13 protein-coding genes are annotated in these 19,026 nt (G+C 42.1%); 10 read left to right on the top strand and 3 right to left on the bottom strand.

What is annotated here, in order from left to right; translation table 11 throughout:
- Positions 1-26 precede the first annotated feature (26 nt).
- Genes CGC64_RS08240 through CGC64_RS08260 form a run of 5 tightly spaced genes read left to right on the top strand, consistent with a single transcriptional unit; the run spans position 27 to position 3,981 of the window.
- The gene (locus CGC64_RS08240) at positions 27-596 is read left to right on the top strand and encodes an adenylate kinase (RefSeq protein ID WP_005679368.1); all 570 of its coding nucleotides are present in this window, start codon (positions 27-29) and stop codon (positions 594-596) included.
- A gap of 18 nt (positions 597-614) precedes the next feature.
- The gene (gene obgE / locus CGC64_RS08245) at positions 615-1,781 is read left to right on the top strand and encodes a GTPase ObgE (protein ID WP_005679369.1); all 1,167 of its coding nucleotides are present in this window, start codon (positions 615-617) and stop codon (positions 1,779-1,781) included.
- Positions 1,778-2,590, top strand: a complete 813-nt coding sequence (gene pgeF, locus CGC64_RS08250) for a peptidoglycan editing factor PgeF (protein ID WP_005679370.1) — start codon at positions 1,778-1,780, stop codon at positions 2,588-2,590. The genes obgE and pgeF overlap by 4 nt, the downstream gene beginning before the upstream one ends.
- A gap of 51 nt (positions 2,591-2,641) precedes the next feature.
- Entirely contained in the window at positions 2,642-3,307 is a 666-nt protein-coding gene (locus tag CGC64_RS08255; RefSeq protein ID WP_005679371.1) for a B3/B4 domain-containing protein, read from the top strand.
- Positions 3,308-3,342: 35 nt separating this feature from the next.
- Positions 3,343-3,981, top strand: coding sequence for a M23 family metallopeptidase (locus tag CGC64_RS08260; protein ID WP_005679372.1), 639 nt, complete (start codon positions 3,343-3,345; stop codon positions 3,979-3,981).
- Between the two features lie 21 nt (positions 3,982-4,002).
- Here the strand turns inward: CGC64_RS08260 and CGC64_RS08265 are convergent, their stop codons facing one another.
- Positions 4,003-4,578: an RNA polymerase sigma-70 factor gene (locus CGC64_RS08265; RefSeq protein WP_005679374.1), complete on the bottom strand. Its 576-nt coding sequence runs from the start codon at positions 4,576-4,578 to the stop codon at positions 4,003-4,005.
- A gap of 271 nt (positions 4,579-4,849) precedes the next feature.
- Between CGC64_RS08265 and CGC64_RS08270 the strand changes: the two genes are divergently transcribed.
- The 4 genes from CGC64_RS08270 to CGC64_RS08285 all read left to right on the top strand — a co-directional run bounded on the left by CGC64_RS08270 (position 4,850) and on the right by CGC64_RS08285 (position 12,896).
- On the top strand, positions 4,850-8,221 hold the full coding sequence (locus CGC64_RS08270) for a TonB-dependent receptor (protein WP_005679376.1): 3,372 nt from the start codon (positions 4,850-4,852) through the stop codon (positions 8,219-8,221).
- Between the two features lie 10 nt (positions 8,222-8,231).
- Entirely contained in the window at positions 8,232-10,166 is a 1,935-nt protein-coding gene (locus tag CGC64_RS08275) for a RagB/SusD family nutrient uptake outer membrane protein (protein WP_005679377.1), read from the top strand.
- Positions 10,167-10,379: 213 nt separating this feature from the next.
- Positions 10,380-11,942: a sulfatase family protein gene (locus CGC64_RS08280; protein WP_032855531.1), complete on the top strand. Its 1,563-nt coding sequence runs from the start codon at positions 10,380-10,382 to the stop codon at positions 11,940-11,942.
- A 6-nt stretch (positions 11,943-11,948) separates the two neighbouring features.
- On the top strand, positions 11,949-12,896 hold the full coding sequence (locus tag CGC64_RS08285; protein WP_005679379.1) for a FecR family protein: 948 nt from the start codon (positions 11,949-11,951) through the stop codon (positions 12,894-12,896).
- A gap of 112 nt (positions 12,897-13,008) precedes the next feature.
- Here CGC64_RS08285 and CGC64_RS08290 read toward each other — a convergent pair whose 3' ends face one another.
- On the bottom strand, positions 13,009-14,970 hold the full coding sequence (locus CGC64_RS08290; RefSeq protein WP_005679380.1) for a family 20 glycosylhydrolase: 1,962 nt from the start codon (positions 14,968-14,970) through the stop codon (positions 13,009-13,011).
- Between the two features lie 293 nt (positions 14,971-15,263).
- Between CGC64_RS08290 and CGC64_RS08295 the strand changes: the two genes are divergently transcribed.
- Positions 15,264-17,477: a beta-N-acetylglucosaminidase gene (locus CGC64_RS08295; protein WP_005679381.1), complete on the top strand. Its 2,214-nt coding sequence runs from the start codon at positions 15,264-15,266 to the stop codon at positions 17,475-17,477.
- A gap of 622 nt (positions 17,478-18,099) precedes the next feature.
- Here the strand turns inward: CGC64_RS08295 and CGC64_RS08305 are convergent.
- Positions 18,100-18,993, bottom strand: a complete 894-nt coding sequence (locus CGC64_RS08305; RefSeq protein WP_005679383.1) for an AraC family transcriptional regulator — start codon at positions 18,991-18,993, stop codon at positions 18,100-18,102.
- Positions 18,994-19,026 lie beyond the last annotated feature (33 nt).

Raw genomic sequence — 19,026 nt, forward strand, 5'->3', positions numbered from 1 at the left:
TACAAATTAATTTTTAGGTAAAAAAGATGTTGAACATTGTAATTTTCGGTGCTCCGGGTTCTGGAAAAGGGACACAGAGCGAGCGTATTGTAGAAAAGTATGGTATCAATCACATCTCAACAGGAGATGTATTGCGCGCAGAAATCAAGAACGGTACAGAACTGGGTAAAACTGCTAAAGGTTATATCGACCAGGGACAGTTGATTCCGGATGAACTGATGATTGATATTCTGGCAAGCGTATTTGATAGCTTCAAAGATAGCAAAGGTGTAATTTTCGACGGTTTCCCCAGAACAATAGCACAGGCGGAAGCATTAAAGAAGATGTTGGCCGAGAGAGGACAGGATGTTTCTGTAATGGTTGACCTTGAGGTGCCGGAAGATGAACTTATGGTACGTCTGATTAAGCGTGGCAAAGACTCCGGCCGTGCTGACGATAACGAAGAAACTATCAAAAAACGTCTGCATGTATATCATTCACAGACTGCTCCGCTGATTGACTGGTACAAGAACGAAAAGAAATACCAGCATATCAACGGTCTGGGTACTATGGAAGGTATCTTCGCTGAAATTTGCGAAGCAATAGACAAGTTATAATAATATTATTAGAAAAGTATGGCTGAATCGAATTTTGTTGATTACGTAAAGATTTACTGCCGCTCGGGTAAGGGCGGAAGGGGCTCTACACACATGAGGCGCGAGAAATATTGTCCCAACGGAGGTCCCGACGGGGGCGATGGCGGAAGAGGAGGCCATATCATCTTGCGCGGTAATCGTAATTACTGGACATTGCTTCACTTGAAGTTCGACCGTCACGCAATGGCAGGTCATGGCGAATCGGGAAGCAAGAACCGTAGTTTTGGAAAAGACGGTGCGGATAAAATAATAGAAGTTCCCTGCGGGACGGTGGTGTATAACGCCGAAACGGGGGAATACCTTTGTGACGTGACCGAAGACGGGCAGGAAGTAATTTTGTTGAGAGGCGGTCGCGGTGGTCAGGGCAACTGGCATTTCAAGACGGCAACCCGTCAGGCGCCGCGTTTTGCGCAGCCGGGCGAGCCAATGCAGGAAATGACAGTTATCATGGAGCTGAAGCTCCTGGCAGACGTTGGTCTGGTAGGTTTTCCGAATGCGGGAAAGTCTACGCTTCTTTCCGCTATTTCGGCTGCTAAACCGAAGATTGCCGACTATCCGTTTACTACGCTCGAACCGAACTTGGGCATCGTTTCCTATCGTGACGGTAAATCATTCGTAATGGCGGATATACCGGGGATTATCGAAGGAGCGAGTCAGGGTAAGGGACTGGGATTACGTTTTTTGCGCCATATCGAACGAAACTCATTATTGCTGTTTATGGTTCCTGCGGATAGTGATGATATCCGCAAGGAATATGAAATCCTACTGAATGAGTTGAGTACTTTTAATCCCGAAATGCTGGATAAACAACGTGTGCTGGCTATCACAAAGAGCGATATGCTCGACCAGGAGCTAATGGACGAGATAGAACCGACATTGCCCGCGGGTGTTCCGCACGTGTTCATCTCTTCTGTTTCCGGTTTGGGAATCTCCGTATTGAAAGATATTCTGTGGGAGGAACTGAATAAGGAAAGCAACAAGATAGAAGACATTGTTCACCGTCCGAAAGATGTAACCCGTCTGCAACAGGAACTCAAAGACATGGGTGAAGATGAAGACATCATCTATGAATATGAGGAGGAAGCGGATGATGACGATGAGGACATTGATTACGAATACGAAGAAGAGGATTGGGAGGAAAAATGATTTCACTCACAAAAGATAAAGAGCTGAAGGGGTATAAGTCATTGACGGTATACCCCGAAGTAGCTCATTTTGTTACAACACGTCATGGAGGTGTCAGTGAGGGAACATATGGCTCATTTAATTGCTCGCCTTATACCAAGGATTCATGTATCAATGTGAATTGTAATCAGAATAAGTTATTTCAGATAACGGGACATCAAATTAAAGAATTAGTTATTCCGGAGCAAAAGCATGGTAGTGCGAGTCTGGTCGTTGACGAATCGTTCTTTAAGGAGTCATTAGAAGTGAGACGAACACTTTTGAGAGGCATTGATGCCTTGATTACCAATGTGCCGGGATATTGTGTTTGTGTTACGACTGCGGATTGTGTACCCGTGTTACTATATGACAGAAGGCTGCAAGTGGTGGCTGCCGTTCACGCCGGTTGGAAAGGCACGGTGCAGCATATTGTCAGTTGTGTAATGGAACACATGAGCCGGAATTTCGGAACCCGGGGTGCTGACGTAGTGGCCTGTATCGGTCCGAGTATTTCACTCGAATCATTTGAAGTAGGTGATGAGGTTTATGAAGCATTCAAAGAAAGTGGTTTTGATATGTCTATTATCTCTACAAAAAAGAGGAAGACAGGCAAACACCATATTGATCTGTGGGAAGCCAACCGGAGTGAATTGCTTTATGCCGGAATTCCTGCCGGGCAAATTGAAGTAGCCGGTATCTGTACCTATATTCATCAAGATGATTTTTTCTCTGCGCGTAGACTGGGGATTGACTCCGGCCGTATTTTGTCGGGAATAATGATTAGAACGTAATAATCGGCATTTGTAATTGTTGGGATGCCGATGATTGGTTTATAATAAGTTATGTTTGAAATAAAAGTATCACAGGAGATCAAAGATGCTTGTCCGGTCTTTGCCGGAGCAGCCGTATATGCCGCAGTGAAGAATACAGCTTACTGCGAAGGACTTTGGAAGGAAATCAATGCTTTCACCGAAGAACTGACTACTACTACACAGATAGAAGACATCAAACATCAGCCTGTCATAGCTGCCACCCGCGAAGCCTACAAACGTTGTGGTAAAGATCCCGGACGTTACCGTCCGTCGGCGGAAGCTTTGCGTCGTCGCCTGATGCGCGGAATTCCTCTGTACCAGATTGATACTCTGGTAGATCTCATCAACTTAGTTTCTCTTCGGACGGGACATTCTATCGGTGGTTTTGACGCGGATAAAATACAAGGCGCATATCTTGAATTGGGTATCGGCAAAGCAGGGGAACCGTTTGAAGGTATCGGAAAGGGTGTGTTGAATATCGAAGGATTGCCCGTTTATCGTGATGCGTCGGGTGGTATCGGTACGCCTACCAGTGATAACGAACGGACTAAAATGAATCTCGGTACTACCCATATTTTAGCAATCGTCAATGGTTATAATGGAAAAAAAGGCCTGAAAGAAGCTGCTGAGATGATTCAGTCATTGCTGAACGAATATGCAGAATCAGATAGCAGCGAACTTATCTTTTTTGAATAATCAGGGGAGTATTCTGATTGAAAACGAAAAAATACATGAAAGACATTCTCATACTATTATTCGTCTTATTCTTTCCGATGATTGTGAACGCACAAGACAAATCCTCTTTTTCTTTCAGGGAGGTAAACCATATCCGTGTGGCTACTCCCGGATTGTTTGCTAAAGGTAATCATATATACCTGCATTTGGACTCGTTGAAGGAGCATGAATATGCTTTCCCTCTGCCGGGTGGTAAGGTCATTTCTGCTTATGGTACTCGTGGGGGACATTCGGGGGCAGATATCAAGACTTGTGCTAATGATACGATTCGTGTTGCTTTTGACGGGGTGGTACGGATGTCGAAACCTTATTATGCATACGGAAATTTGGTAGTAATCCGTCATGCGAACGGGCTGGAAACCATTTATAGCCATAACTGTAAGAATCTGGTTCGGAGTGGTGAGGTCGTAAAAGCCGGGCAACCTATCGGTCTGACCGGTCGTACCGGTCGTGCTACCACCGAACACGTGCATTTTGAAACCCGTATCAACGGACAACACTTTAATCCGAATCTGATCTTTGACCTGAAAGAAAGGAAATTGCGGAAGGAATGTATTAAATGTAGCAAGAACGGAAGTGGAGTAATTGTGAAGTCGCAGGCCGGCAATAACCGTATTGCTCAAAATAAGAAATAAAAGAATGGTAGCCGACCTATTTCAATTAAGTAAGTCCATTACTCCCAGGAGGGCGATCAGGTATTCCAGCCGGGATTTAATGTGCCGGATAGCTCTAGCTATATGAACCTCTACTGTTCGCTCGCTGATATTCAGCAATTCGGCAATCTCTTTATGACTTAGGTTTTCTTTTCTGCTCAAAATAAATATCTCCTGTTGCTTCGGTGGAAGTTCTTCAATAATCTTGTCAATATAATTGTTTAATTCTTTAGCCTGCAATTCTTCTTCTATATTGTAGGAATCAATGTTCGACTGCTCGTAAGCACTTAAAACAGACAGTTTATAGAAGTTTTCATTCAATGTTTTTTTCTGGCGGTTAAAGATAAGATTCCGGGTGACGATAAATAAAAATCCTCTGAAGTTCTCATCTTCTCTTAGAAAAGAACGTGCTTCCCATAGCTTGACAAACACTTCCTGTACTACTTCTTTAATATCTTCAGATGAATTGATATATAGTTTACTAAAATTATATACTTGTCCGCCATATACTTTATACAAGTACTCAAAAGCTTCGTGGCTGTCTGATTTTAGTAATACTATTGCTTCTTGGTCATTCATCTTATGATTTAATGAGGATTTCAAAGAGCGAAGATATGAAGAATAATTCAAAAACACATCTTTTCGAAAAAAAAATAATAAAATGCAGATTTGAGTAAGGGGTAGAAATGGGTTAGATGTATTTAATATATAATGCATGAATCCCGAATTGGCGTAAAGTTAAGGAAAATGAAAGAGCCAGTTTGAGTATATTGTATTATAAACTAGAGAATTTATTGATTTTGCAAAATCTATGTGTATGAAAAACTTTGTTTAATTTTAAATTGTAATCATGAAAGAAAGTATGTGTAGTCGATGGCATTTGAGGCTTATCGTGTTATTAATCTTATTTTTCCCTTTGACGTTGAGTGCTGCGCAAGGGAGAGTGACAGTAAAAGGACAGTCGATAACTTTGAGACAAGCCATTAAGATTATCGAATCCAGTTCTAATTTTAAGTTTTTCTTCAATCCGAGTGACCTTGATGCATTACCGGGTAAAAATCTGGATTGTGAAGGAGAAATCTCGGATGTGTTGAAAGAAGTATTTGCCGGAAGTGGTATCAGTTATGTAATTATGGGAGATGATATCATCTTGAAATTGGAAAAGAAGGCAGCAAGCACACAGCAGAAAAAAGTAGAGATTGTAGGAGGTGTAGTAGATGCGAGGTCCGGAGAATCGGTGGTAGGAGCAACTGTACGGGTAAAAGACGTGAACAGCGGAGTGATTACCGATATGGACGGAAAGTTTACGATTAAGGCCACTCCCGGAGATGTGCTGGTCATTTCATATATCGGATATGAAACCAAGGAAGTGAAAGTGGTCAACGGCAAGGTACTTCTTGTAGAACTTGTGGAAGATGCAAAGCAGTTGGAAGAAGTGGTGGTCACTGCTTATGGCAGCGGACAAAAAAAGGCTAGTATGGTAGGTTCCGTACAGGCAATCCGCCCGGCGGAACTGCAGGTTCCTTCGGCTTCTCTTTCCAATTCTTTTGCCGGACGATTGGCTGGTGTTATTGCTGTTCAGCGTACCGGACAACCGGGAGCGGATGGATCGGATTTTTATATTCGCGGTATTTCTACAATGAACGGAGCAACCAATCCGCTGATTATATTGGACGGAGTGGAAATATCCTCCGGTGATTTGGATAATCTTGACCCGGAAATCATTGATGGCTTCTCTATTTTGAAAGACGCTACTGCTACGGCAATGTACGGTACCCGTGGGGCTAATGGCGTTATGATTATTACCACTAAATCCGGTCGTAATATTGATAAGCCGATTATCAATTTCCGTGTGGAAGGACAGATCACAAGTCCGACAAGTAAGCCGAAGTTTGTCGACGGAGCCACTTACATGGATTTGTTCAATGAATCTTTGTTGAACGGCGGCTCTACCGAATCTCCCTATTCGGCAGAAGAAATTGCCGGAACGCGTGCTGGATTAAATCCGTATGCTTATCCGAATGTCAACTGGTATGACGAGCTTTTTAAGGATCAGGCATTTAACCAGAATTTCAATGTTAATATCCGGGGAGGCGGCAAACGAGTGGATTATTTCTCAAGTGTCACGGTCAATCACGAGACAGGTATGATTAAGAATCGTTCCAAAGACTTTTTCTCCTATAATAATAACATTAATGTGATGCGTTATTCATTTCAGAATAACATTAATGCATATTTGGGTAAGGATTCACGTCTTTCTTTGCGCTTGAATGTGCAGCTGAGAAAAACGAAGCAACCCAACATCAGTATGAACGATCTGTTTGCGGGAGCTATCAATACAAGTCCGGTGGAAGCTCCGATCTATTTCCCTGACGACGGTGTTACTACACATATCAAGTGGGGTGTGAATGACCGCTTGAAACCGGGACAGCAACAGAATCCGGTGGCACAGCTTGCATCCGGCTATCAGGATAATTTCCGGAGCACGGTAGTGGCGGCATTGGAGTTTGAGCAGAAACTGAATTTTATTACCGAGGGACTTAGATTTAAGGCATTGGCCTCTTTCAAGAACTGGTCAAGTACTACTAACAGTGCTTCCGCAGGTTGGAACAAATACCATTTACAGGATTTCTCGGTAGATGATAATGGAGTGTATTCTTTTGTCACCAGACTTCAGAATGAAAGCGGTGGAGAAGTATCTACGGACTTGAAACCGGGTGTTGCCAACTCGGGCGACCGCCGATTCTATTTCCAGGCTATCATGGACTACAACCGTACATTTGGAAAGCATGATGTGAATGCCATGTTTATCTATAATCAGGATGAACTGGTGACTCAATTATTCAGTGGCGACTTGATTGCTGCACTTCCCAAACGTAAACAAGGTGTTGCTGCCCGTCTTTCGTATGCTTACGACGGGAAATATCTGGCGGAAGTGAATATGGGTTACAATGGTTCCGAGAATTTTGCCAAAGGACACCGTTGGGGATTCTTCCCTTCTATTGCAGTGGGATATAACATCAGTGAGGAAGCGTTCTTTGAACCTTTGAAGAATGTTTTCTCTAACATGAAGATTCGTGCTTCGTGGGGGCTTGTTGGTAATGACAATATTGGTGGGGCACGTTTTGTGTATATGCCGACAATCAACCTGACAGGTACCGGATATACTACCGGGCTGGATGGTGATATAACTTATAAAGGTCCTGTATATTCCCGTTATGGTAATCCGGAGGTTACTTGGGAAGTGGGTAAGAAAGTCAATGTAGGTTTGGATTTGCAGTTGTTTAACTCATTGAACCTGACAATGGACTATTTCCACGAAACCCGTACTGATATATTTCAGGAGAGAGGTACGATTCCTCAATATCTGGGAACAGCAGGAACAAAGGTGTTCGGAAACTTGGCAGCCATGAAGAATCAAGGCTTCGACTTTGCGGCAGATTTCAATAAGAAAATAGGTAAGGACTGGTTTATCAGTTTCAAAGGGACATTTACGTATGCTCATAATGAGATTACAAAATACGATGAATCTCCGAAATATGCTTTCCAGTCAAAAGTAGGGCAGAGTGCAAATATTCCTAGTATTATGATTTCCGACGGTCTTTTCAAAGATCCGGATGATGTGAAAAACTCTAACCAGCAGATCGGAGGAAATCTTAGTGCCGGTGATATCAAGTATGTGAATATCTCCAAACTTTATGGTTATGATGATGATATCGTGGATATTTCTGACTGGGTATGGGCGAAGAATCCTACCGTTCCGGAGATTGTATATGGTTTCGGCCCTTCTATACGCTGGAAGAATCTTGATTTCTCTTTCTTCTTCCAGGGAGTTGCAAAGGTTTCATTGGTTATGAGTGATTTTCATCCGTTCGGAGACAACAGTTTGCGTAATGTCCTGACTTGGATTGCTGACGATCGCTGGTCTCCCGACAATCAGAATATCAACGCCACTTATCCTCGTCTGACCAGGGACACGAGTGTAAACAACACTCAACGCTCTGACTATTGGCTGCGCAACGCTGCATTTATCAAGTTGAAGAACGCAGAAATAGGTTATACATACAAGAATATGCGTTTCTATGTCAGTGGCATGAACCTGGCGACTTTCTCGCCATTCAAGCACTGGGACCCGGAACAAGGAGGAGGTAATGGTTTGAAATATCCTACGCAACGTGTTTTCAACTTTGGTTTTCAGATGACTATTAATAATAACCGTTAATTTGAATAAAATGAAAAAGATATATAATATTTTGTTATCGTTCGTATTTGCCGGCTGTCTCTTGGGCTCATGTGATTATCTGGATATTGTGCCGAATGAAACAGCCAATGAAGAAGATGCATTTGCTTCGGAACAAGCTGCATTGAACTATCTGTATTCCTGTTATTCCTTTATGCCTGCTTATCAGAATTCGCATACTTTTATCGGATATGCAGGAGATGAAATAGTAAGCTGTTTCAACGGAGAACCTATTAAACTATATTTTCAGGGAGGATATACTTCAGGAAATATCGGCAATGTGGATGCGACATACAGTAATATGTATAAAGGTATACGGCAATGTTATCTGTTGAAGAAGAATATTGCGTCCGTTCCGGGATTGAGTGATGATAAGATTAATGATTTCGCCAATCAGGCGGATTTTCTGATTGCTTATTATCATTCGGTATTGATGCAGCATTATGGTCCTATCATCTTGGTAAAAGAATTACCGGATATGAATACACCTTATGACAAGATGGCAGCCCGTTCTCCTTATGACGAATGTGTGGACTGGGTATCAGAACAATTCAGAATCGTATCGGAGAAATTGCCTACGGAACGTATGGGATCTTCTTACGGACTGGCAACTAGTGTAGCTGCCAAAGCGCTGAGGGCCCGATTGTTGCTTTATGCTGCTTCTCCTCTATTCAATGGAAACTCGGAATATTACAGTGACTTTGCCAACAATGACGGCACCTTATTGATGTCTCAAACATATAGTAAAGAGAAATATAAAGTAGCTGCCGATGCAGCTTTGGAAGCAATAAACTTTGCAGAAGATCACGGATACAGATTATATTACGTTGGCGATGATGCCATTGGTACAGCCACCTATCCGTATCCGAAAGATCCTATCCAAAGACAGCTGCGTCTTACATACCTGGACAAGAACGGAACTAAGGAGGTACTTTGGGCAAATACCCGCTTGGAAGAAATGTATAGCATACAGAATAAATCCATTCCTTATCTTTCTTTTGGAGGAGGATATGGTCCGTCTCTGACAATGGTAGAACGATTCTATACCGAAAATGGTCTTCCGATTGACCAAGACCCGACGTATGACTATGAAAATCGTTTTCAGACTACTATTTTGGATGATGATACACGCGGAGAGGGAATAACTTTGAAATTGAACGATCATCGTGAGCCGCGTTTCTATGCCTGGATATCTTTCCATAATGGCTTTTACGAATGTCAGACGGAGAATGTAGTAGCCGACGGTACCAAAGGTATTACTTATCAGGATAAAATGGACCGTTCCGACCGTAAACAACGCAAAAGATGGTTGACACAGTACAAGAAGGAAGACAACAGTGGCAAAATGAACAGAGGAAATAACTACTCTCCAACCGGTTATCTGAATAAGAAAGGGGTTCATCCGGGATCGGCTGCCCGTAAGTCGGACAACGTGCCTTCCTTGAGATATCCGTTGCCTATCATTCGTTTGGGTGAGTTGTATCTGGATTATGCAGAGGCTTGTGTCGGATATGGTGATGCTAGTTATGTGGCTGAAGGCATGAAGAAATTGAACGTAATCCGTGAGCGTGCCGGCATTGACCCTGTACTGACTGCTTGGGCGAAGGCAAAGGAGCCGTTGACAGATTATTCTTCCGTAGGCCCCGATGGTCGTTTGATGCAGATTGTATGTCAGGAACGTATGATTGAACTTTATATGGAGACTCATAATTTCTGGGATCTTCGTCGCTGGAAGTTGGGGGAAAAATACTTTGGTGTATATCCGAGAGGATTAAATGTGGAAGCTACCAAAGATGAGGACTTCTTCAAGGATACACAAATGACAAGTCACATTCGTGAATTCCGTACTCCGGCGAATTATTTGATGCCTATTCCGGTAGATCAGGTAAGTAATAACCCGCAAATGGTGCAGAATCCGGGCTATTAACGGTAAGATGAAGGCAGAATCTGTTTTGAAGTTTTTTGAAACAGATTCTGTTTCTATTATTTGCTAAGTGTCTTATTTTATGGATATTTATTTTTATCTTTGCTGCACGTTTTTCCATAAATTATGATACAGAAAATTAAAACTGTTCCTTTTCAGTAAGGGGAACTTAATTAATGAATGTATTTATTACATAACGAACTTAATTTTATAGTGATGAACAACAAACACTGCATTTTTTTGTCAGGGGTAGCCGCCTTGGTAACATTGCCCTCCTTTGCTCAGAGTAAAGGGGCGTCTGAGAAGCCTATGAATATTTTGTATATAATGAGTGACGACCACTCATTTCAGACTATCAGTGCCTACGATCACCGTTTTATAGAGACACCCAATATCGACCGTATCGGCAATGAAGGAGTTGTCTTTACCAATAGTTTTGTGGCAAACTCTATAAGCGGGCCCAGCCGTGCGTGTATGTTGACGGGAAAACATAGCCATAAGAATGGTTTTATAGATAATGCGCATCGGTTTGACGGAAGCCAACAGACCTTCCCTAAGCTGTTGCAGAAGGCAGGTTATCAGACTGCTATTGTTGGTAAATGGCATCTTACCTCTAATCCCACGGGATTCGATTATTGGAATATTCTGATTGGTCAGGGTGATTATTACAATCCTTATTTTATAGATAATGGTAAGAAAGTGCAGATAGAAGGGTATGCCACCAATATCACTACGGACTTGGCGCTGGAATGGCTGGAGAACAAACGGGAGAAAGAAAAACCGTTCTGTCTGTTGTTGCATCATAAAGCCCCGCACCGTACATGGATGCCCGACACTTGTGACTTGGGAGCGTTTGATAAGGTGAAGTTTCCATTGCCGGAAAATTTCTATGATAAATATGAAGGCCGTATAGCTGCTTCCGAACAGGAGATGAACATATTCAAGGATATGGACCTTGTCTATGACCTGAAAATGGCGGATAAAGAAAATGAGATTCATACAAAAACTGGATTGGAAGGTTATGGACGCGCTATGTATAAGCGTATGAATCCGCAACAAAAAGCTGCCTGGGATGCTTATTATGACCCTATTATCAAAGATTTTAAAGCCCGGAAACTGGAAGGCAAGGAACTGGCGGAGTGGAAGTATCAACGTTATATGCATGATTATTTGAGTGTGATTCGTTCGGTCGACCGCAATATCGGACGGGTGTTGAAGTATCTCGAAGAAAAAGGGCTTCTGGAAAATACATTGGTGGTTTATACTTCCGACCAGGGATTCTATATGGGAGAACACGGTTGGTTTGACAAACGCTTTATGTACGAGGAGTCATTCCGTACTCCGTTGTTAGCCCGTTTTCCTCATGGCAAGAAAGGAAAAGTGTCGCAAATGGTTCAGAATATAGACTATGCACCTACCTTCTTAGAAATGGCGGGAGTAGATATTCCGGAAGATATTCAGGGGGTATCTTTGTTGCCTTTGCTGAAAGGAGAACGTCCTAAGGACTGGCGTAAGTCCCTTTACTATCATTTCTATGAATATCCGGCGGAACATGCGGTGAAACGTCATTATGGTGTGCGTACCGAACGCTATAAGCTGATACATTTTTATAATGATATTGATGCGTGGGAGCTGTATGACCTGAAAAAAGATCCGCATGAAATGCATAATTTGTTTGGGAAGCCCGGTTATGAAAAGATAACTGAAAAACTGAAAGGGGAATTGGTAAAGCTTCAGACTCAGTATGACGATCCTATTGAATCTCAATTAAAAAAATAAAGTATTATGAATGCCAAGGAATTTGTACAAATAGTAAAGAAGATGTTTTCTAAAGGACTGACTCCGGAGGAAAAAATAAAATTAGCGGATGAAGGACCGGTGTGCCGTTTATTACTAAGACAGTGGGATAAATTCTTTGGCACTTCTATTGAAAACAAAAAAATTGAGGAGGAGATATGGACCAACATTACGGATGTATGTTGGAATCACAAACCTGCAAAGAAAAAATTGTCAGGCTATAATCGGGGTTTTAGGATTCTGGCTGCCGCCGCTTGTCTTTTGCTGGTCGTAGGTACGTGGTATCTGATTACTTCAAGAGCTTCTTTAGAGACAATAATCTTGGGACCGGCCGATACGCGTATGACGTATGTCCTTCCGGATAGTTCGGTGGTATGGCTCGCTGCGGGAAGTACGCTTTCATATCAGGACGATTTTTTGAAAGAGCGCAAAGTGGTCTTAGAGGGAGAAACGTCTTTTGAGGTGAAAAAGATGACAGGAGGCAGTCCTTTCAGGGTTTATTTCAAAGATGCGCTTGTGGAAGTCAAAGGGACGGAATTTAATATAAAGTCTGATGATGAAGTAGCGGAGGTGACTCTCTTTACCGGAAAAATAGATTTTCAGGTGACGGGGCAAGAGGCCATAGAGGTGAAGCCTGCTCAACGCATCACTTACTATATTGATTCAAAGACGATTGAAACCGAGACGTTGGATATTGAAGGATATGACTGGAGAAAAGAAGAGTATAACTTTACGGATAAGCCGCTTGGTGAACTGATAAACTTAATCAATAAGAAGTATCATACGAAAGTGTGTTTCGAGAATAAAAAGAATAGGGATAATCTGTTTACGGGAACTATTCGTAAAGATGAAGAATTAGCGAAGGTATTGCGGAAAATCTCTATCAGTTTTGGATTAAATACAAGGCAGGAGAAGGATACGATTATTCTTTATTGAGTATCCATAAAATAATACTGGTAAGAAAGCAGTTACATTTGTCATAACTGGATTATAAAAAGGCTGTCCCGGAATGAAACACGGGACAGCCTTTTCTGTATCAATATCCGTCCTATTGGCGGTAGACTTTCAGATTGGTAATCTGACTTTTGAAGTTACCTGTTTCCTGTAATGGGAAAACTAATGTACGAACGTAATTCATGGAATCTTTTCCACCATTATAAAAGCGTTTCTGTATATTTAGTTCTTCTACGATTTTTCCATTTATATGCAGGCGGGTGACGCGGTTGTCTCCGCTAATACCTACTGTTGCATGTTCGCCGGGCATGATACGGTAGTTGAAAGTGTTGAGATAGCCGTCGCGTGCAAAGCCCAACATTCCACTTATCGGATCAGATAAATAGAATACGGCGTCAGGAGAACGGAACAGTTCTGTACCTTTTGCTTCATCAGCTCCTTTTATATCAAAAGATACCAGATAATTATACCCGATTTCCCGATAGGGAAGAGTACGGTTGGGGGTAACAGCTGCCTGTTCGTAAACCAGGCCGGGAGCTTTTCCGATTCTTCCGAGTTGATTCACACCCGGAGCTTCGCTTAGTAAATTGCGTTGTTCATTGAAACTGTCATAGGGAGTTGTGACTTGTTTGCCTGTCCACATTTTAACGGCTAGTGTCTGCAAAGCCGGGTAAACCCGGTGATGAATATCCTTATTGGAAATGCCGTTACCCACATGGTCGTTCCATACAGCAAACATTCCTCCTAAAATATTCGGGTCCTTTTCTTCAAACACGGCTTTGCCTATCTGTGCAGGAGTCCATTTCTCGTATAGTGATTTGGTATTCAGATAATCATAATAATATCCTGCCTGGGGGACTATGTAGACCAGTCCGTCCGGGATACTGATTAAATGGTATCCTTGCTTTATCATTTCTTTCGGGTCGGCATAACCGTTATACCATGCATTCATGATGACATTTTCCGATTTGACGGGAGTATCTCCTTTGGCGTGTGTCAGTGCACCCCATACGCAGGCTTGCTTGCCGAAGCTTTCTATATAACGGATATAGTGATCGGTGAAGGCGCGGAATTTCTCCACAACTTCCTTTTTGGCGTTTGAATATTCGTCGGTGCCCACATGGACTTTGTTGCCCCGGAATACAGGTTCTTCTCCTTCCAGATATTCTTTGAAAAGAGCGTCGAAGAAAGTATAAACCTCGGGATTAAATAAATCCAAATGATCCATGCCATATTCTTTACTTCCCAATTCCGGTTTATAATGACTGAAAGCCAAGGAGTGGGCGGGGATATCAATCTCCGGAATGATCTCTACATAGCTTTGTTCAGCCAATTTTTGCAGGTCGACGAATTCTTTTTTCGTATAATGTCCGTCCCGTGCCGTCAGTCCCGGATAAGTATCACATTCCAGGCGGAAGGCGGCATACGTTTTTGACCAGTCATGTTCGAAGTATTGTTTGAAGCCGTTATCGTTCAGGTGGATTTGCAAAGTGTTCATCTTGTAGTAAGACATAGTCTTTACATAATCCTGTAAGTATGAAAGCGGGATGAACTTACGGCCGCAGTCTATCATAAAGCCGCGAAGCGGATAGTCTGGGTAATCTCTCAGGGTTCCTTTCGGGAGCTGATGATTTTCTGACTGTTCGGCAATCTGAAGTAAGGTACGTGTACCCCAATATACACCGATATTTTCGGGGGCGGATAAAGCAACCCGGTCTGTGACGCGGATCGTATATCCTTCTTTTCCTAATTTCTTGTCGGTGCGGAGGGAAAAGATAAAGTCGCCGGCAGCTCCTTTCCCTTGCACTACTTCGAGCGAACGTCCGAACATTGTTTGATAGTCTTGGGCAAAGATTCGTGCGATGCGTTCAAGCTCCGGATTGTTGGCGGCATACACGATTTTTGTAGCCTCGGTGGGAACAAAAGCTCCGTCACTGCCTTTCCATTCTTTCAGTTCGGGGATAACAAAAGGTTTGGGATTTACGGAAGCATTGGCTCCGGTGGAAATAATAAGACATAAAGCTATTAGCCAGTAGAAACGATTGATATATTCCATGCTGTATTATATATAAAGTTAGTAAAGTATAAAACGTCATAAATGTAAGACAAATAATGGAATATACCACTACCAATTATGAATCTTTAAGTTCAAAGTTAAATGTAGTATGCAATCCGGTTCTCATTTTATTGGCCGATGAGTTGTTAATAGTTCCTTTTTAAGAACTTTTCAATATGTAATTGTTCTTTTTTATTCTAAAATCTATGTTATCTGTCTCCCGGAAATTTGTATAACTAGATTGATTTGTATTTCTTTGTATAATAATATACTAACCCCCCTTTTAATTACTTATGAAAAATAGAAAGATTTATTTAATGGGAGCCTGTTTGTTGTGTGGACTCACTTCAATTGCACAAAATGTAAGTTTACAGCCGCCCCCACAGCAACTCAATGAACAAGGTAAAACACTCAGTCTTCCTGCTATCTACCGGATAGAAGGTGAAAAAGAAGCAAACCCGCATGCGGTGAAAGCGTTGCAAGGTATCCTTACCGGCAAGCAAAGTACCAAGGAAGGAATCCGTATTTATATTGGTGAGAAGGGAGACAAAAGTGTACGTAAGTATAACAAGCTGATTCCCAAACATGAAGAAGGTTATTATCTGGCTGTCAATGATAAAGAAATCATATTGGCCGGCAATGATGAACGGGGCACTTATTATGCTATTCAGACATTCGCCCAATTGCTGAAAGAAGGAAAATTGCCGGAAGTGGAAATCAAAGATTATCCTTCTGTCCGTTATCGCGGTGTAGTGGAGGGCTTCTACGGAACTCCCTGGAGCCATCAGGCACGTCTTCGCCAACTGAAGTTTTATGGTGAGAATAAGATGAATACCTATATCTACGGTCCTAAAGACGATCCGTATCACAGCGCTCCCAACTGGCGTTTGCCTTATCCGGAAAAGGAAGCAGCCCAATTGCAGGAGCTTGTGAAAGTAGCCAATGAAAATGAAGTTGATTTTGTATGGGCTATTCACCCGGGACAGGATATCAAATGGAACCAGGAAGACCGTGATTTATTGCTCTCAAAATTTGAGAAGATGTATCAGCTCGGTGTCCGTTCCTTTGCGGTGTTCTTTGATGACATCTCGGGCGAAGGTACCAATCCTCAGAAGCAAGCTGAATTATTGAACTATATTGATGAGGCGTTTGTAAAGGCAAAGCCGGATGTAACTCCGCTTATCATGTGTCCTACGGAGTATAATAAAAGCTGGTCGAACCCCAAAGGCAATTATCTGACTACATTAGGTGAGAAACTGAATCCTTCTGTCCAGATTATGTGGACAGGTGATCGTGTGATTTCCGATATTACCCGCGACGGCATTTCCTGGATTAACGAACGCATTAAACGTCCCGCCTACATTTGGTGGAATTTTCCGGTATCCGATTATGTACGCGACCATTTACTGCTCGGACCTGTTTATGGCAACGACACCACAATAGCGAAGGAAATGTCCGGTTTTGTGACCAATCCTATGGAGCACGCCGAAGCCTCTAAGATTGCTATTTACAGTGTTGCAAGCTATGCATGGAATCCTACTAAATATGATACTTGGAAAACGTGGAAAGACGCTATCCGTACCATTCTTCCGGGGGCTGCGGACGAATTGGAATGTTTTGCCATGCACAATTCCGACTTAGGTCCCAACGGACACGGTTATCGCCGCGAAGAGTCTATGAATATTCAACCCGTTGCCAAACGTTTCCTTAGCAGTTATGTTGAGAGTGGAAAATATGAAAAAGTTGATTTTGACCTCTTGTGGGATACATTTGAACAGATGAAGGAAGCTGGCGATATCCTATTGGTGAATACAGAAAACGAGCCGTTGATTGTAGAAATAACTCCGTGGCTTCATCAATTCAATCTGCTGGCCGAAACCGGAGAAGAAGTACTGAAAATGGTCAAAAATGATTCGAAGTCTTTTTTCTTACGGAGATATAATCATGTGAAAGCTTTGCAGCAACGAATGTTTTATACCGACCAGAATTATAATCAGAATCCTTATCAACCGGGAGTGAAGACAGCCTCCAAAGTTATAAAGCCTTTGATTGACCAGATATTTGCGACTGCCGTAAAACGATATAATCAGAAGTATGGAGCCGATTTGGATGCCACAACAGATTATATGCCACATAAGCTTATCAGTAATGTGGAGCAAATAAAGAATTTGCCATTACAAATAAAGGCGAACCGCATACTTATCTCTCCGATGAACGAAGTCGTGAAATGGCCGGCAGGAAACTTCATAGAAATAGAATTGGATAATATCTATCCGGCAGAAAGTATAGATATTAATTTCGGAAAGAAGGAACCTTGTACATGGGGACGTTTTGAAATCTCCGCGGACGGTAAAGAATGGAAAACGATCGACTTGAAGCAGAAAGATGCCCGACTGACGGCCGGACTGCAAAAAGCCCCGGTGAAATTCGTTCGATTTACAAATGCGGGTAGTGATGAACAACAAGTATATTTACGCCAATTTGTGCTGTCGATAGAGAAAAAGTAGCCCTCGCCTACCAGAAGGGAAATGAGGTTCTTCTTTAAATTTGGTGGTAAACTTAATTAGGAAAATAATAATTTGATAGTCGATAGTATTCAACAATAATTTGATAGTCAATAGTATTCAACATTCTCCTCCTTCAGGAAGGAGGAGTCCCCGTAGGGGGAGGTGGTAGGTGAATGCGTAAGTCTGTTATTATCAGCATTGTGTATCCACCTACCACCCCGGCTTTCAGCCACCCCTCCTTCCCCGAAGGAGGGGAATGGAGATACCACCGACTGGTTAAATTACCACCAAATTTGGCGAAGAATCGGAAATGAGAAAAGCATTTCTCATATTCTCATTGTTTTTAGATAATTTGTTATTAATCAATATAAAAAAGTATGAGAAATACTTTTTCAATAAGGTATTTCTCATACTTTTTTAACCTAAAACCGATAAAAAACAGTCATTTCTCATACTGTTCGTATTGCATTTCTCATACTTCCCTTGTAGGTCCTCGTCAGAATCAAGCTTTACTTCAGTTAGTTTCAAGGCTTTGAAACTAAAGTTTCCATATAGGGAAACTAAAGTTTCACCGCCTTGAAACTATTGTTCCAAAGGCTTGAAACTAAAAGTTTCGAGGCAGTTATCCTTTCTTCGATTTACGATATTCCCGTGGTGACATTCCCATAATCTTGCTGAATAAGCGGGAGAAATAATAAGTATCTTCTATACCTATCTTATAGCATATCTGATTAATTTTCATATCCGTGGTGTCGAGTAAAAAACAGGCATGCTGTATTTTTAATAAATTGAAGTAGGTTACCGGGCCATGTCCTGTTTTCTTCTTGAACAGCATGGAGAAGTGAGAAGGAGAATACCCGATCTGGTCGGCTATATCTTGCAGGCTGAGGTGTTTCTCCATATTTTCTTTCATATAATGAATTGCCAGTTCGCTTATATTTTCATCTTCTGTTGAGTCATTATGTGTGGCAGCGTTGCGGAATTGCTGTATATAGCGTAGTGTTCCTAAATAAAAATGGAACATGGAGAACGCATAACGCAGGTTTTCATTGCTGTAACCATTCTTCAGAGTATTGAATATCTCCTCGAACAAGTTGATTCGTGTACTGATACGTGAATGTGATTCGGGCTGGATATCCATTGGACGGCTTGCTTCCTGAGCGTAAAAAGGAGCAAGGATACCTTTGAAGTGTATCCAGTAAATAGTCCATGGAGAAGATTTATTAGAAGCATAGGCATGAGGAACTCCCGCAGGAAGGATAAAATATTGATTGGCGGAAACGGTATATTCCTGTTCACCTATCCGATACCAACCGGCCCCGTCGATACAATAAATGAATACATATTGATTGATCGGTTCTTTTCGTTCCCGGAAGTGATGTTTGGCCTTCGGATAATATCCTATATCCGTGATATGGAGCATGGAGGTCAGAGGATCTTCCTCCAGTTTGTCAACAATCATTCGGGGAAGCACTAAAGCCCTTTCTCCGGTAAATCCATTTTTTAACTTTACCATAATATCATAGTATGTGATTCAACTGTTTTATGC

This window comes from Bacteroides caccae, assembly GCF_002222615.2.
Taxonomy (GTDB): Bacteria; Bacteroidota; Bacteroidia; order Bacteroidales; family Bacteroidaceae; genus Bacteroides; species Bacteroides caccae.